Genomic DNA, 15,465 nt, shown 5'->3' on the forward strand with positions numbered 1-15,465 from the left:
TGTTCTCAAATCACAATGTTAGTACAATTGTGGTGTTAGCTATAGCTAACCCAAGGTATCCGTTCAGGGGAGCGGCAAAATAAGGTAGACAAAGCAAGATAATAAAGATAATCATAGAGCAAAAGTGAGGTAATGTGGTAAACCTTTTAGAACTCTGCAAAAATTTACAGCAAAAAATAGAAAAGTTGGAAGGGAGGATAGAAGAGTTAGAGGCAGAAAATAAGGCCTTGAGGATTGAGAACGCTGAGTTGAAAGAGAGGCTTGGTTTAAACTCGAAAAATTCATCTCTACCGAGCTCTAAAGAATTGTACAAAACAAAAAAGGACAAGCCAAAAAGCGAAAGGAATGTTGGCGATCAGGTTGGGCATAAAGGAAATTTTCATGCCACAATGGAAGCGGATAAAGTAGTAAAAATAGAGTTGCCTAATATTTGCGAATGCGGAGGAGAGCTTGTAATATGCGAAAAACCTTATGTTCACCAAAAAGTTGATCTTCCGGAAATTAGGCCTTATGTAGTAATTGGAACATGGTCGTTGTTGGAGATGCAGAAAAAGAAAAAGTAGCAAGTTACCAGAAGGTGTTACGCCAGATACATTTGGTCCAAGGGTTAAGTCTATAATTGCAGCACTCAGCGGATTTTACAAAAACTCAAAGCGTGAAGTGGCTAGTATCATAAATGACATTTTTAATTTGAACATAAGTGTTGGCAGCATATCAAATAGTGAACACAGAGTTGCATTAAAATGCGAAAAAACATATGAGCAAATCGAACAAGAAATAAGCAGAAGTGAGGTTTTGCATATCGATGAAACCAGTCACTATAACAAAGGAAAACTTGGCTGGTGTTGGATGTTTGCAAGCAATACGGCAAGTTTTGTAAAATTGACAGAATCAAGAGGAATGAAGGTTTTGCAAGACAGCACATTTTGCAATCGCAATAGTTTGATAGTAATACCAATTCCCGCTACACAAGTAACGGATAGACAATAATAGAAAAAAAGCCATACTGAAGTAAGTATAGCATTTCTCATAATAGTCCGAACAGGTCATAGGAAGGCAGAATCAACAGCACGACGAAAGGATTCGAATAGAGGAATGTTTTTCCTGGCTCTGTTTTTTATAGCAAACCAATGATGCTCAATTTTGTTGAAATCTGGAGAATAAGGCGGCAGATACAAAATTTCTGCACCAACCCCTTTAGCAAGCTCGATAATCTTATCAGACTTATGAAAAGTAGCATTGTCAAGAATGACAGTCTGTCCAGGTTCCAAGATCGGTGTCAAAAATTGCTCAAACCATCCATTAAAAACATCCATATTACAGTGGCCTTCAAAGGTTAACGGAACAACTATCTTTCTTCCACTTAAGGCTGCAACCATACTGATTCGTTGAGTTTTCTTTCCAGATTTTAAGGCATAAAACCGCTGTCCTTTCTGGCAATATCCGTAGGGGTAGTCTTCGGTGTTATCAATGCCAGACTCATCTATATACACTAAGTTTTTAGGTTCTTTTGTCGCTATAATTTTCAAAAATTCAGCACGTTTTTCTTCGTTTCTTTCCTTGTATCCATATGTCTTTTTTTGCGCGTAAATCCAATTTTTTTAAGGGCTCGATAGATCGTTTGGATACTAACGTTGTTCCAAAGTTTAGCCATTTCCGATAGAGTCTTTCCTCCGTGTTCTCTGGCAAATTTGGCAAAGGTATCCCAGTCGGTAATTTTGTGATTGTAACCCCCATTTCCAAGTTTTTTTGATTGAAAGTCTCCTGTTTCTTTTCTTCTTTGCTGCCACTCCCATAAAGTAGTTCGTCCAATCTTAAATCTTGCTGCCACTGTTTCTCTGCTTTCTCCTTCGTCTAGCGCTTCCATTCCTTTTTTTCTTAAATCATAACTATATGCTGCTGGCATTCAACCTCCTTATCATCATCTATCCTTATCCTATCACATCCGGACTTTTATGGAAAGAGCTATACTTATATAAAAACCAAAGAAGGATGGCTATATTTGGCAACAATAATCGATCTATATTCACGCATGGTAGTTGGCTGGTCAATGAGCAGTTCAATAAATAAACAATTGGTTATGGACTCTTTATTAATGGCCGTTAACAAGCGTAAACCTGCCAAAAATCTACTATTACATAGTGATCAAGGTTCACAATATACTTCGCAAGGTTATCAATATCTCTTATCCATAAAAAACATAGATGAGTCATAAAGGTTGTTGTTACGACAATTCTGTTGTGGAAAGCTTCTTCAGTTCTCTAAAAAGGGAGTTACCAATAGACACCTCTCGGCACTCTAAACAGCATATCAAAACTGCTATATTTGAATATATAGAAATTTTTTATAACAAACAACGTAGACACTCCACTATTAACTATTGCATTCCTGAGCATTTTGATTCATCATTCTCTTTGTGAAAAACATTCCAAACTTTCTCTCCACTTTTTCTGGGTAAGGTCAAAAAAAACGCCGATATTTTAGTACATAGTAAATAGCCAACTACCACGGGGCTTCTTTTGCCTTTTTTTTTATTTGGTAGATTTCTTAATGTTTATGGCTAAACGACAATCGTCATCCCGCTACGTGTTAGCGGGATCTAGAGATACCGCGAATGAATCGCGGTATGACGGTCTGCGGCGGTATGACGTAGGGCTGCACTAGCTATATCATGCATTTTATTAACCGACACTATAAACAACATCCTTACAATTATGAGATTGAACCACAACTTGCTCAAGCGTTAAGCTGCTGCGTTTAGCGTCTTTACCGTGGTTTTCCCCAAGAACATTTGTTCTTTCGTGTTTTATTTCTTCAATGAATTTCTTGTTAACGCTTTCAGGGTCAATCTTTTCCTGCGAATATATAAGATTAGTGCAATTTGTTTTTCTATAATAATGTATGCCAAAACCCACAATGAGTAATGCAAGTATACCAGAACCTATAAGTAATGATAATCCTATGTTATTAGTCAAAGGGTTTTGGTAAAATTTTTGTACACCATTAACACCATGTGTTGCAAGTAGCCCTATAGGAAACGCTATATTTGCAGCAACTACACCAGTAAATAATGCAGTAAATATTGGTCTGTCGTTAATTACTGATTTTATTTTATTAGTTCTAGTAATTACTGTTTCGTCAATGTTAGTGAAGCCTTGTTTAGCTTCCCAAGCATTAAGTACAAAATTTGAATGAGTGCCATTGCTATATTCCAGTCTTACAGATTTTATAGCTTTATCTTTTGGCTGGTGCTCCAACACCTCAGCTAAAATTTTATCCGCATCTTTTTTTTGAATGGAATGTTCTTCAGTATCTATAAATTGCCTTGTTGCAAAAAATATTGGACCAATTGCAAGCAATGCAGCAAGTGCGATAACTGGTATAGTGATATATTTTGGGCTGTTTGTAAAAAATGCAATAAATTTTGCTTTATCTTGTAAATATAATAAAGCTGCAGATATACTGAGTATAATAGCACTTGCACCAAAAATTATAAAACCCTTCTGCTGCATGGCATACTTTGCTCTTGGCAAGAATCTGTTTGTTTTTTTATTTGTTGTGCTACCTATATCAGAATTTAGTGACAAAGACTCTTCAGAGTCATCTTTGCTTTTATACGATGGTAAAGTATTTGAAGACGCACCTAAATCATCTTTTGAGTTTTGACCACCTATTCCACTGTCTAAACTCTTTTTCGAAGATTTTGTATTTGGTTCTATAGCTGCATAAATATGTTCTTCTGATCCATTACCAGATAATCCTCCTAAACCTAAACTTGCTGTTTGTGATACCCAATCATGAGTCTCACCTTTTGTTTCTTCTAGGGAAGGAGGTAGTACTTCAGTACTAAGACCAAACAAATTTTTGTCTTCTTTGTCTTGTAAACCTGGAGCTTTTGGCAAAATCGGTGGTGCTCCATCACCATCTTTTTGTCGATTTACAGATGCATAAGTAGGATCCACTTCCTCATCATCTGATTCTTCATGTGACATTCCCTGCACACGTGGTACTACATTCAGTACACTTGAGATAGCATTTCCTGCTTCTTCAGGCGATGGTGGATCTTTTAGTGTTATCTTGCTATTGTCACCTGTTTGTTCGTAAGAAGTTAATTTTACTGTTGATTTTTCGACTGACCCATGCATATTCACTCCAAAGTTAATTACTATGCTGCATTGATTACGCTATAGTTATTAAGATGTAGTAAATACCAATTTACAGATAATGTATCTGTTTAGCAGAGTGGCAAAATAAGGTAGACGAGAAAAGACAACTATAGGAACAAATGGGTGTCATCCCAGTGCCCAGACACTGGGATCCAGAAAATTTGATTGTGTACTATACAACATTTTCGATCAAAAGCTGGATTCCAGTGTCAAGCACTGGAATGACATCACAGGGGCACTGGAATTTTTGTTTCAATATTTGTACATTAGCCATGTATCTGAACAGATACATTATTAGTATAGAAATTGTCTATCAAAGATCCTTTCATTCAGAGGGTAATCTTTGTCAAAAAGCAAAGTTATTGTGTTTTCGTGGTCTTTTTGTATTTTTATCTGTGATATATTATGAAACTCCTTGTAATCTGATACTACAAGTGCTGGACGGTTTTTTGTGTCGTTAATGTCAATTTGTACGATTGTATCGTTTGATATTAACGCTCCATTCCAATGCCTTGGGTAATAGCTATTGATAGAAGTGAGTGCAAGTAAATTTGAATTTAGCGGCAAGATTGGGCCACCGGCAGAGAAGTTGTATGCAGTGCTGCCTGTGGGGGTAGATAATATTACTCCGTCCCCTCTAAATTTTTCTACTTTTAGCTTATCATTAATAGTAATATTCATCTCTACTATTTGGTTCGCTTTTCTAAAAACGTATACTTCGTTTACTGCTATGTAATGATATCTCTTGCCACTTGTGTCTGTTGCTTCCATTTTTAGCAAAGTTAACTGAGTTGAAGTTGCATGCTCTATATGATCAATTAAATCTTCACTGCAGCTAAAGCATTTATTCATCAAAAACCCAACATTGCCAGTGTTTATCCCATACACATGCATGTTTTTATTTTCTATGACGTAATTGTGCAAAGTGCGTAGCATAAAGCCATCACCGCCAACAACTATCAATAGATCGATTTCGGACTTATTTTCTTCTGTTATATTGATAAAATTAAGTTTCTTTAATAGTTTAGATACTTCCTGCGATTTTGGTGATGGAGAAGCAACATAGCCTATATTTTTGTATTTATGCATGCTTCAGTAAACTCTCTAAAACTTAAAGAGGAGGAAAATTAGAAAATGCTTCCATATTTATCGTTAAACTTAGCTAATTTGCTAGTTTTACTTGCTAACCCGCTTGTCAAACTTCCAGTCCATGCAGGGTGAGTAAGAGGATCTCTATCAAGTTTTACCCTATCTCCCTCCTTTCCATAAGTGGAACGAGTTTCAAACTCTTGACCGTCTGTCATAACTATAATAATTTTATGATAATTCATTGTTGTTTATAAACTTTTAGTCAGTTAACATTCTAGTGAACTTAATTCACTAAGTCAATCATTATTCTAAAATATTGACAAAAAATAAATAAAATGTTATCCTTAATAAGGAATAAGTAATAATTATCATGATTTTCGTTTTCCCTGGTCAGGGCTCTCAGTTTGTAGGAATGGGAAAGAGCTTATATAGTGAGTTTTCCGTTGCAAGACAAGTATTTAATGAAGTAGATAGCATATTGGATAGAAAGCTGTCTCATTTAATCTTCAACGGTCCTATTGAAGAATTAACCATTACAGAAAACGCTCAGCCAGCTATAATGGCAGTATCAATTGCAATGCTACGTGTTATGGAGCATGTGTTTGGCAAATCTCTTTTCACTGATCACAATGTTAAATATGTTTGTGGGCATTCAGTTGGCGAATATACAGCGCTGTGTGCTGCAGGAGCGTTAACGCTTGAGTCTGCAATCAAGCTGCTGAAAGTTCGCAGCGAAGCAATGCATGAAGCTTCACTGAAATGTAAAGGCGGAATGGTTGCGTTGCTTGGAGCAGAGATAAATGAAGTGGAAGATATATTGAAATCAGTTCAAATTGACGGAATTTGTGAAATTGCAAACGATAACGGTGGCGGACAAGTGGTTATAAGTGGCACTAGAGAAGCTCTTGAAATGTTACCCGATTTATTCAAAAACTCGAGTGTGAGGAAACTAATTAAATTACAGGTTAGTGGGCCTTTTCATTCATCTCTTATGAAACCTGCTGATGAAAAAGTTTTGGAGTTTTTGAAGGGTATTAAAATAACCCGTCCTATAGTTCCTTTGATATCAAATGTTACAGCTAAAGAGGAGAGTGATCCCAAAGTTATAAAAACTTTACTCGCCAAGCAAGTTGTAAGCAGAGTGAAATGGAGAGAAATGGTTTTGTATATGTCAAGCTGTGGCATTAACAAATTTGTTGAAATTGGCTCTAATAAAGTTTTATCTAATTTGGTCAAAAGAATTGACCAATCTATCAGTACAAAAAATATAGATAGTATTGGTGATATTGACAGCTTCTTTAATGAATCATTAGTACTAACAGCGAAAAATTTAAAAGTTGGATTAAGTTAAAACACATCTATTTGATGTCATTCCGGTGCATAACGCTGCCTAGCTGGAATGACAGAGGGTAATGCAAGAAATCAACGAACTGCCTGTCATTTCATCCGGTTTCTTAATTCCAAGTAGCTGTAAAATAGTAGGGGCAATGTCAGATAACCTTCCGTCTCTTAGTTTTAGATTATTGCAAGACACAATAAATGGCACTTTATTTAGAGTGTGTGCTGTATGAGGTGTATTATTTTCTTCATCGAACATACATTCCACATTACCATGGTCTGCAGTGACAATTAACGCGGTGTTGCTTGACTTTTTAACAGCACTCAGCACTTTTGCAAGACAATCATCTACAGCTAGCACAGCTTTCTCGGCTGCTTTTATATTACCTGTATGCCCTACCATATCAGGATTAGCGTAATTTACAACTATCAGTGCGAATTCTTGGGAGTGAATTTTTTCTACAAGCTTTTCTGTGAGCTCGAAGGCTGACATTTCGGGCTGCAAATCGTAAGTTTGAACTTTTGGTGAGGGAATGAGTATTCTTTCTTCACCAGAGAAAGGTTCTTCTTTTCCACAATTGAAAAAGAAAGTCACATGAGCGTATTTCTCGGTTTCGGCGATACGTAATTGTCGTAATTTATTGTCTTCTATTGTTTGTCCTAGAGTATCAGCGAAAGAAGTAGGAGGAAAAATATAAGGAATTTTGAGATCTTCTTTATACTTCATCATACTTAAAATTGAAGAGAATTTTGCTACCTTAGCGTAATCTGTTTTGCCAAGCAAAATACTTGCTAATTGTATCATTCGATCAGCACGAAAGTTAGCCAACAGCACTCCATCTTCTGGTTTTATACCTTGATAGTCACCTATTACTGCGGGCCTAATAAACTCATCAGTTATGTTATTTTGATAATTTTCATCAATCAACGATACTGCATTATCATGACAAGGTGCCTTTGCAAATGCGATAGCCTCATAAGCTTCGATTGTTCTCTTCCACCTGTTGTCACGGTCCATAGCATAGTAACGCCCAGAAACAGTAGCAATTCTTGTGTCATTTCCCTTTATACTCTTTGTAAATTCTTGAATGCATTTTTTTCCTGAATTTGGCAATGTGTCTCTGCCATCTAAAAATGCATGTATCACCACTTTTATTCCATGCTGTGATATTTTATTTGCTAAAGTTGAAATATGCTTTTGATGCGAATGAACACCACCATCGGACACCAATCCCATTATATGGCATACTCCGTTCTTACTTTTTAGATCATTAATAAAACTTTGTAGATTTACATTGTTTTCTATTGTTCCAATCTCTTGATTAATGCGCTGAAGGCTTTGTATTACCACTCTACCACTGCCAATATTCATATGGCCAACTTCTGAGTTACCTATTTGACCACCAGGTAACCCCACATCAGTTCCACAGGCGGATAAACTGCATTTTGGATAATTAGAGCTAATATATTGCCAACAGGGTGGATTTGCGTTGCTAATAGCATTGTATTTACTGTTTTCTACTCCATTTCCCCAGCCATCTAGTATACATAAAACGACTGATTTAATGCCCATATAAAATCAACACTAAAATTCAACAGAGAAGAGCTCCCCGGGCCGGATTCGAACCAGCGACCAATTGGTTAACAGCCAACTGCTCTACCACTGAGCTACCGAGGAATAAACTGGTTTCAATTTATCATATTGAGCGCTGATTGTAAACGGTTTTTGTATACAATTATGATCAAAGCAATGTTAAATGCGCGAAAAAGTGTACATTGACATGAGATACAAGCCTAATGAAAAAAGCTACGAATGCCGGTGAAAAACATGGCAATTTTATTTTCATTTGCAGCTTTTATCACATCTTGATCTTTCAGCGAGCCGCCGGGCTGAATTATAGCTGTAATTCCATATTTTGCACTTTCTACTATGCTATCTGGGAATGGAAAAAATGCATCTGAAGCAAGCACTGCACCTTTACATTTTTCACCTGCTTTTTTCACTGCAATGTTCACACTATCTATTCTGCTTGTTTGCCCTGCGCCGATGCCAATAGCACAACCATCTTTTGCTATAACTATTGCGTTGGATTTCACATGCTTACATATTTTCCAGGCAAAAATAAGATCTTTTTTTTCTCTTTCTGTTGTAGTGCATTCTGTTACTTGTTCTGCTTTTATCTTGTGATCATTATTTTCTTGCACCAAAAACCCGCCAACAACGTTTTTAATTTGGTATTTTACATTTTGTTGGAAAGATTTATGAATAATCACTCTTAAATTTTTCTTTCTTTGTAAAATTTTTAGCGCCTCATTGTTTACTGATGGTGCTATCACAACTTCCAAAAATATCTCGTTTAATTTTTCTGCTAGCTTTAAATCTATCTCCCGATTTAAGGCAACTATACCACCAAAACTGCTTACTTCATCACATGATAGAGCCTTTTCATATGCCTCCAAAGCATTATTACTAACAGCAGCGCCACATGGGTTATTGTGCTTTATTATCACTGCTGCAGGCTCTTCGAATTCAGAAGTTATGTTAAGTGCGGACTCTATATCTACTATATTATTATAACTCAACTCTTTTCCATGTATTTTTTCCAGCGGATATTTGGTGAATTGATTGCTATAAAATGCAGCTTTTTGATGAGGATTTTCACCATACCTGAGTTCTTGTACTTTATGCCCGTACAGAGCAAAAAACTCTGGCAACTCATTATTTTTACTCTGTGATAAAAACCAACTGTGAATATTAGAATCATAGTGTGCAGTGAGAGCAAATGCTTTTGTTGCTAAATGTTTTCTATATTCCAATGTTGTTTCATTGTTATTTTTTATCATCTCAGCTTTTAGTGCTTCATAGTCTTGAATGCTAGAAATGACTGGAGTAAAATGAAAATTTTTTGCTGCAGCTCTAATTAACGCCACTCCGCCGATATCAATTTGTTCTATAATTTGCTCTTCATTTGAGCCGCTACTTACTGTCTCCCAAAATGGGTATAGGTTAGTTATAAGCAGCTCTATTGGCTCAATACCTAGATTTTGTATTTCCGTTTTGTGTTTTTCTCTATTGCAAAGTATTCCTCCATGAATTTTAGGGTGTAAAGTTTTTACTCTACCACCCAGTATCTCTGGAAATTGTGTGTAATCTGAGACCTCTTGTGTTTTTATTCCTGCACTAGATAGCGTTTTATAAGTATTTCCCGTTGAAAGAATTTCTATTTGTTGCTGCATTAAAAACGATGCAAGATCAATTATATTCGTTTTATCGTATACTGATATTAAAGCTCTTTTTATTTTCATTTTTATATGGAAAGTTTTTTAAAATTATATCTAAGAAAAAGGAATTTGTCTATATATAGCTACTACGTCATACCGCTACGGTATCCACAACTGTACGAACATTGTGATACAAGAGACCAAGAAAGATGTCATCCCAGTGCCCAGACACTGGGATCCAGAAAACTTCACTTTAAATGAGCACACCAGGTGGCTGTACAATAGAAACTGGATTCCAGTGTCAAGCACTGGAATGACACCATCTACTACTCAAATTACCTGCAAATTGCAATGTTCGTACACCAAAACGCGGTATCTTGTTGTAGATTCCGCTAACAAGCAGCGGAATACCAAATTGTAGAAGTTGCTTTAGCCCTCCTAACCTTTCCTTCAAAGCAGTCTATTCTATAAATTTTTTTACCATGCTTGATTTCAAACCACGAATAAAATCTTCAATACTACAAGGATTTCTTCCTTCCATTTGTACAACTTTAGGAATTAAAATGCCACCTTTTAAACTTATGTGCATATTATCGTTAACAATCTCACCTTGTTCTGAAGCGAAAGCTTCAAAGTCAGCATCAAGTATCCTGATACGTTTATTCTCTATCTTGATAAACGTTTTTGGGTAAAACGCTTTAACCTTTCTATAAGCAACTTCACAGGCATCACTTGCATAAATTTTATAGTCTTCCACTTTGTCAGCGTAACATGCATCGTTATCGTTCTGTTTTAAGGGAAGCTGTTTTTCAATTTCGTTTAGCACTTTCAGCAGTAAATCACTGCCTAGCTTAGATAATTTATCATGCAATGTCTTGTAATTATCGTTCTTTTCGATAAGAAATTTTTCCTGTTTTAAAATAGGGCCGGAATCTAATCCTTCATCCAATTGCATAATGCTAACCCCGGTTTCTTGATCTCCTGCTAAAATTGTGTGCTGTATCGGGGCTGCACCACGCCACCTTGGTAGTAATGAAGGATGAATATTAATACAACCATATTTTGGAATATTCAAAATTTCTCTTGGAAGTATCAATCCATACGCGGCAACAACCGCAACGTCTGGCTTGAAATTTCTAAATTTTTCTTGCTCTGCCGAGAACTTTAGAGAGATAGAAGTACATACCTCTATGTTACTTTCTTCAGCGATAACATGTACTGGAGATTTCATTGGCTTCTGTCCACGCCCCGAAGGTTTTGGAGCCTTGGTGTATACTGCCACCACTTCGCTCTTTGATTTCAGTAACAAGCTCAGAGAATTAACAGCAAATCCTGGTGATCCCATGAAAATAATTCTCATGGTGTTTTTGCTTTAAGAATTCTCCGCTAATTTACCACTTACAGTTTCTACTAATTTGGCAAAATCATCCTTATAACTAACTGCCATCTCAGCAAGAATTTTTCTATTTAAATCAATGCCGGCAAGTGTAAGACCATGCATAAACCTACCATAAGTAAGCCCATACTCTCTTGCTGCTGCATTAATACGTATTATCCATAAGCTACGGAAATCGCGTTTACGGGTTCTTCTGTCTCTGTAAGCATATTGCAGTGCTTTTTCAACTCTCTGTAATGCAATTCTATAACAGCTTTTTGCACGTCCTCTATAACCCTTTGCTAGTTTCAATATTTTTTTATGACGAGCGTGAGTAGTGACTCCACGTTTTACCCGAGCCATTTTATTTTACCTCCATTTTGTTAAATACCGTAAGGCATATGAAGCTTAACTATACGCGAGTCAGATTTACCAAGAATCGTTGTACCGCGCTGATTACGAATATTAGATTTACTTCTCTTTACCATGCCATGCCTTTTGCCTGACTGAGTAGAAATAACTTTACCCTTAGCTGTAAGGTGAAAGCGCTTTTTCACAGAAGATTTGGTTTTTAATTTTATTTTCTTCATATTCCAAATAAATTTACAAGCACTACTATTGAGTTCTTTAATAGTAATTAAGCATTAGTATAAATAATTTTATTAAAGAATCAAATTAAAATTGTATATTAAAGGAGTTTAAAAGTAATTACGCCCAATATGTGTGTTATACCTTCTTTATTCCCAAGTGGCAACAATACTTGCCTCATTTTAACACTTTCACTTTCTTCCTCTTCATTGATCGGGCATTTACTCTCTATTACAGTATCAAGTTTATCAATAACTGCATCTATTTTATATAGTCGCAAAAATGGTGCATCAATTGCATACTTATTATCAATGCACGTCTTTTTCTCAAAACCATAGAATTCAACAGCCTTTTCTCCTGCATTTTCACAAATATAACCTTGATCCTTGACTTCAATGACAAAACAATGCTGCCATGATTCCATTATTTCTGCAGTGTCTATTTCATGCCTTTCTGGCCAATCTCTGTCTGATCCTTTTATGTCATTCCAGTGTTGAGTCACCACATTTGCTATTCTTTTTTCTTTGCCTACATAAATTTCCATTCCAATTTCCACATATAAAACACAGATATGAGGTAAATTTATCGTGAATATATTGATTTTTTCTTACCACAAGGTGCATGTCACTAGAAGTTCTGAGATCTAGAGAGTGGTATTGATTTTATTTCCATTACAACTTATTATTTATAGATAACCTCAATAAAAACGATGAAGCTAAACGAAATCAGAGAAAGATTTATAAAATTTTTTGTAAATAATGACCACGAGCAGGTTTCTTCTTCTCCTTTGATTCCAGAACATGACCCAACGCTCATGTTCACAAATGCTGGTATGGTGCAGTTTAAAAATATTTTTACTGGTGCTCAAAAAACTGAAATGAAACGTGCTGTCTCAAGTCAAAAGTGCCTAAGAGCAGGCGGTAAACACAATGATCTGGAAAATGTTGGCTATACAACTCGGCATCACACATTTTTTGAAATGCTCGGAAATTTTAGCTTCGGTGATTACTTTAAGGAAACTGCGATAGAATTTGCGTGGGAATTTATCACTAAAGAGTTATCTCTTGATAAAAACAGACTATCCATAACCGTCTACCATACTGATGATGAGGCGTACGAGATTTGGCGTAAGATAAGTGGCTTTTCAAGTGATAAAATCATAAGAATTACAACGGATGATAACTTTTGGAGTATGGGAAGCACTGGTCCATGCGGTCCATGTTCTGAAATTTTTTATGACCATGGGAGTCCTAATTTACAAGAGGGCGATAGAATTGTTGAAATCTGGAATCTGGTATTCATGGAGTTTAACAAAGATGAAGAAGGTAATTTACACAAATTGCCAAAAAAATGCATCGATACTGGAATGGGCCTTGAAAGAATAGCGGCTGTTATGCAAAACGTCCATGATAACTATGATATTGATCTATTTTCTGCTCTGATAAGTAAATCACAAGAGTACTGTGGAAGAACGGAAAATAAAATAGCGCATAAGATCATAGCAGATCATCTTCGCGCGGCTGCATTTCTCATCGCAGAAGGAGTGCTTCCTGGAAATGAGGGCAGGAATTACGTATTACGCAGATTAATTAGGAGAGCCACACGTTATATTCACCTGCTTGGATATAATGATTCCCTACTCCATCGTATTTTTCCAGTGTTGATAGATAGCACGAGTTCGGCTTATATGGGAGCTGAATTAGTCAGAGCTAAAAGCTTAATAGAAACGACGTTAAAATCAGAGGAAGAAAACTTTAAAGACACTTTGATGAAAGGTATCAATCTCCTGGAGAAATTCACTACAGATTTAAAATCGGGCGATACTTTGCCTGGAGAATCAGCGTTTAAGCTATATGACACCTACGGATTTCCTTTGGATATTACACTTGATATTTTAAAAGAGAAAAAAATAAATTTTGACCAGAAGGGTTTTGATGATGCAATGGGAGAACAAAAAGAGAGAGCACGTGCTAAATGGGCTGGATCTGGTGAAAAATCTGTTGAGCAAGTATGGTTTGATTTGATCAATAAATTTGGCAAAACAAAATTTGTTGGTTATGAGTTCAATGAAGTAAGTGATGCGAAAATACTAGCTATAGTTTCCTCTAAAAATGAAGTAATTGATTCTGCAAAGGAGGGAGAAAAGATAACCATTATACTTGATAAAACACCTTTTTATGGCGAGTCAGGTGGACAAGTGGGAGATACTGGCAGTCTGATCAAACCTGGTAGAAGTATTATTATAGTCGAGAATCCCAATAAGGTTAATGACCTATATTTGCACAGATGCATAGTTAAATCTGGCTCAATGTGTAAAGGTGACACAGTTACAGCAAGCATAGATAAGGAAAGAAGGCAAGCCTTAAGAAGAAATCATTCAGCTATACACCTTTTGCACTTTGTATTGAGAAAAATCTTGGGTGATCATGTCACTCAAAAAGGTTCCCTAGTTGCACCGGATAAGTTACGATTTGACTTTAGTCATAACACTCAAGTTACTCAGGATCAGCTATTCTTAGTAGAAGATATGGTAAACTCTCTAATCAGAGAAAACCTTTCTACGTCTACAAAAATTCAGAGCATGAATCAGGCAATAGACGAAGGAGCTATGGCGTTATTCGGTGAAAAATATGGCAACCAAGTAAGAGTAGTGAAGATTGGAGATTCAAGGGAACTGTGTGGTGGCACACACGTTGAACATACTGGAGAAATTGGTTTGTTTAAGATAGTAACAGAGAGTTCTGTTGCTTTTGGAGTGAGGAGAATTGAAGCTTTAACTGGTCAGGAAGCAATCAATTATGTACGTGATAATGAAATTAACTTAAAAAAAGTTGCAGAATTCGTAAAAGCGCCAGTGAGTGAAATAACAAGCAGATTAAGTATTTTAAGTCAAGAACATAAAAAATCCGAAACCAAAATAAAAAACCTATATAAAAAGCTTGTGAGTGCAGAGAATATAAAGAGCACCGAAATAAATGGAATAAATTTTATAAGCCACACTTTCACTGATATTCCAGCAAATGTAATAAGAGAGTTTGTTTTGCAGCAACAAAAACCAAAAACGGTAATAGCTTTTACGGCAACAGAAAAAGATAAAACAGTCTTGATTATTAAAGTAAGTAAAGACTTAATCAATAAGATTAGCGCAAAAGAACTAATATCCATAGCAGTTAAAAAGAACTGTGGTGGGAATGCTGAACTTGCACAAACAGGCTGTGATAGCAATAAAATAGATGATGCCATTACAGCCATTTATAGCAAAATAACAGCTTCTAAGCACTCTACGTCATACCACCACGAACCGTCATACCGCCGCGGCGCTAACAAGCAGCGGGATACTTAACCATCGTCTACACCGTCATACCGCGATTCATTCGCGGTATCTCTTAGCCGCTAACAAGAGATCCCGCTAACAAGCAGCGGGATGACGAATTACTATGCCGCCGCGAACCGTCATACCGTTGCAAACCGTCATACCGCGATTCATTCGCGGTATCTCAGCCGCTAACAAGAGATCCCGCTAACAAGCAGCGGGATGACGATTGTCGTTTAGCTACAAACATTAAGAAATTTACCAAACGAAAAAAAAGGCAAAAGAAGCCCCATGGTTAACTAGTTATTTATATGTACTTCAAAATATTGGCGTTTTTTATTCTAAACGCTACGATTCAGCCGCTTTTAAATGCG

The 15,465-nt window shown here is 36.4% G+C and carries 14 protein-coding genes, 1 tRNA gene and 2 pseudogenes; 6 read left to right on the plus strand and 11 right to left on the minus strand.

Annotated elements, in window-relative coordinates; genetic code table 11:
* Positions 1-134 precede the first annotated feature (134 nt).
* Positions 135-951: pseudogene (locus AAGD93_RS05365) on the plus strand (IS66 family transposase); the annotation flags it as partial.
* Positions 952-1,046: 95 nt separating this feature from the next.
* Here AAGD93_RS05365 and AAGD93_RS05370 read toward each other — a convergent pair.
* Positions 1,047-1,906 (minus strand): IS630 family transposase gene (locus tag AAGD93_RS05370; protein WP_341819182.1). Its coding sequence is split into 2 segments (ribosomal slippage): positions 1,047-1,582 and positions 1,582-1,906, totalling 861 coding nucleotides; the frame shifts between segments, so codons are not numbered across the junction.
* Between the two features lie 96 nt (positions 1,907-2,002).
* Between AAGD93_RS05370 and AAGD93_RS05375 the strand changes: the two genes are divergently transcribed.
* Positions 2,003-2,215 (plus strand): DDE-type integrase/transposase/recombinase, encoded by a 213-nt coding sequence (locus tag AAGD93_RS05375; RefSeq protein ID WP_167347179.1) that lies wholly within the window; start codon positions 2,003-2,005, stop codon positions 2,213-2,215.
* Complete coding sequence (locus AAGD93_RS07700; RefSeq protein ID WP_353277370.1) at positions 2,205-2,420, plus strand: IS3 family transposase; 216 nt, start codon at positions 2,205-2,207, stop codon at positions 2,418-2,420. The genes AAGD93_RS05375 and AAGD93_RS07700 overlap by 11 nt, the downstream gene beginning before the upstream one ends.
* 261 nt (positions 2,421-2,681) lie before the next feature.
* On the opposite strand, the gene AAGD93_RS05380 is transcribed toward AAGD93_RS07700, so the two are convergent.
* From AAGD93_RS05380 to rpmE, 3 genes are all read right to left on the minus strand, one after another.
* Positions 2,682-4,145 carry a hypothetical protein gene (locus AAGD93_RS05380; protein WP_341819244.1) on the minus strand — a complete coding sequence of 488 codons (1,464 nt, stop codon included), beginning with the start codon at positions 4,143-4,145 and terminating at the stop codon, positions 2,682-2,684.
* 315 nt (positions 4,146-4,460) lie between these two features.
* Positions 4,461-5,255 carry an NAD kinase gene (locus tag AAGD93_RS05390; protein WP_070356930.1) on the minus strand — a complete coding sequence of 265 codons (795 nt, stop codon included), beginning with the start codon at positions 5,253-5,255 and terminating at the stop codon, positions 4,461-4,463.
* 38 nt (positions 5,256-5,293) lie between these two features.
* The gene (gene rpmE, locus AAGD93_RS05395) at positions 5,294-5,497 is read right to left on the minus strand and encodes a 50S ribosomal protein L31 (protein ID WP_007548602.1); all 204 of its coding nucleotides are present in this window, start codon (positions 5,495-5,497) and stop codon (positions 5,294-5,296) included.
* 128 nt (positions 5,498-5,625) lie between these two features.
* Between rpmE and fabD the strand changes: the two genes are divergently transcribed.
* Positions 5,626-6,606: an ACP S-malonyltransferase gene (fabD, locus tag AAGD93_RS05400; protein ID WP_341819245.1), complete on the plus strand. Its 981-nt coding sequence runs from the start codon at positions 5,626-5,628 to the stop codon at positions 6,604-6,606.
* Between the two features lie 39 nt (positions 6,607-6,645).
* On the opposite strand, the gene gpmI is transcribed toward fabD, so the two are convergent.
* From gpmI to purH, 3 genes are all read right to left on the minus strand, one after another.
* Positions 6,646-8,166: a 2,3-bisphosphoglycerate-independent phosphoglycerate mutase gene (gene gpmI, locus AAGD93_RS05405; RefSeq protein ID WP_341819246.1), complete on the minus strand. Its 1,521-nt coding sequence runs from the start codon at positions 8,164-8,166 to the stop codon at positions 6,646-6,648.
* 33 nt (positions 8,167-8,199) lie between these two features.
* Positions 8,200-8,271, minus strand: a tRNA-Asn gene (locus AAGD93_RS05410).
* Between the two features lie 116 nt (positions 8,272-8,387).
* Positions 8,388-9,899, minus strand: coding sequence for a bifunctional phosphoribosylaminoimidazolecarboxamide formyltransferase/IMP cyclohydrolase (gene purH / locus AAGD93_RS05415; protein ID WP_341819247.1), 1,512 nt, complete (start codon positions 9,897-9,899; stop codon positions 8,388-8,390).
* Between the two features lie 82 nt (positions 9,900-9,981).
* On the opposite strand from purH, the pseudogene AAGD93_RS05420 reads away from it, so the two are divergent.
* A pseudogene (locus AAGD93_RS05420) lies at positions 9,982-10,134 on the plus strand (WPE palindromic element domain-containing protein); the annotation flags it as partial.
* 141 nt (positions 10,135-10,275) lie between these two features.
* On the opposite strand, the gene fmt reads toward AAGD93_RS05420, so the two are convergent.
* From fmt to AAGD93_RS05440, 4 genes are all read right to left on the minus strand, one after another.
* A complete protein-coding gene (gene fmt, locus AAGD93_RS05425; RefSeq protein ID WP_341819248.1) occupies positions 10,276-11,175 on the minus strand; it encodes a methionyl-tRNA formyltransferase in 900 nt (299 codons plus the stop codon).
* Between the two features lie 12 nt (positions 11,176-11,187).
* Complete coding sequence (rplT, locus tag AAGD93_RS05430; RefSeq protein ID WP_341819249.1) at positions 11,188-11,553, minus strand: 50S ribosomal protein L20; 366 nt, start codon at positions 11,551-11,553, stop codon at positions 11,188-11,190.
* Between the two features lie 20 nt (positions 11,554-11,573).
* Positions 11,574-11,780 (minus strand): 50S ribosomal protein L35, encoded by a 207-nt coding sequence (rpmI, locus tag AAGD93_RS05435; protein ID WP_007548610.1) that lies wholly within the window; start codon positions 11,778-11,780, stop codon positions 11,574-11,576.
* 98 nt (positions 11,781-11,878) lie between these two features.
* Positions 11,879-12,322, minus strand: coding sequence for a PAS domain-containing protein (locus AAGD93_RS05440; RefSeq protein ID WP_182367205.1), 444 nt, complete (start codon positions 12,320-12,322; stop codon positions 11,879-11,881).
* Between the two features lie 165 nt (positions 12,323-12,487).
* On the opposite strand from AAGD93_RS05440, the gene alaS reads away from it, so the two are divergent.
* Positions 12,488-15,121 carry an alanine--tRNA ligase gene (alaS, locus tag AAGD93_RS05445; protein ID WP_341819250.1) on the plus strand — a complete coding sequence of 878 codons (2,634 nt, stop codon included), beginning with the start codon at positions 12,488-12,490 and terminating at the stop codon, positions 15,119-15,121.
* Positions 15,122-15,465: the final 344 nt, after the last annotated feature.

Origin of the sequence: Wolbachia endosymbiont (group A) of Brachyopa scutellaris, assembly GCF_964026995.1 — a bacterium.
In the GTDB taxonomy this organism is placed as follows: Bacteria; Pseudomonadota; Alphaproteobacteria; order Rickettsiales; family Anaplasmataceae; genus Wolbachia; species Wolbachia pipientis.

What these genes read in the sequence shown, in the direction of transcription:
- purH (WP_341819247.1), bottom strand. Translation starts at nt 9,899, where the DNA reads ATGAAAATAAAAAGAGCTTTAATATCAGTATACGATAAAACGAATATA.
- alaS (WP_341819250.1), top strand. Translation starts at nt 12,488, where the DNA reads ATGAAGCTAAACGAAATCAGAGAAAGATTTATAAAATTTTTTGTAAAT.
- fabD (WP_341819245.1), top strand. Translation starts at nt 5,626, where the DNA reads ATGATTTTCGTTTTCCCTGGTCAGGGCTCTCAGTTTGTAGGAATGGGA.
- rplT (WP_341819249.1), bottom strand. Translation starts at nt 11,553, where the DNA reads ATGGCTCGGGTAAAACGTGGAGTCACTACTCACGCTCGTCATAAAAAA.
- AAGD93_RS05440 (WP_182367205.1), bottom strand. Translation starts at nt 12,322, where the DNA reads ATGGAAATTTATGTAGGCAAAGAAAAAAGAATAGCAAATGTGGTGACT.
- gpmI (WP_341819246.1), bottom strand. Translation starts at nt 8,166, where the DNA reads ATGGGCATTAAATCAGTCGTTTTATGTATACTAGATGGCTGGGGAAAT.
- rpmE (WP_007548602.1), bottom strand. Translation starts at nt 5,497, where the DNA reads ATGAATTATCATAAAATTATTATAGTTATGACAGACGGTCAAGAGTTT.
- fmt (WP_341819248.1), bottom strand. Translation starts at nt 11,175, where the DNA reads ATGAGAATTATTTTCATGGGATCACCAGGATTTGCTGTTAATTCTCTG.
- AAGD93_RS05390 (WP_070356930.1), bottom strand. Translation starts at nt 5,255, where the DNA reads ATGCATAAATACAAAAATATAGGCTATGTTGCTTCTCCATCACCAAAA.
- rpmI (WP_007548610.1), bottom strand. Translation starts at nt 11,780, where the DNA reads ATGAAGAAAATAAAATTAAAAACCAAATCTTCTGTGAAAAAGCGCTTT.
- AAGD93_RS05380 (WP_341819244.1), bottom strand. Translation starts at nt 4,145, where the DNA reads ATGCATGGGTCAGTCGAAAAATCAACAGTAAAATTAACTTCTTACGAA.
- AAGD93_RS07700 (WP_353277370.1), top strand. Translation starts at nt 2,205, where the DNA reads ATGAGTCATAAAGGTTGTTGTTACGACAATTCTGTTGTGGAAAGCTTC.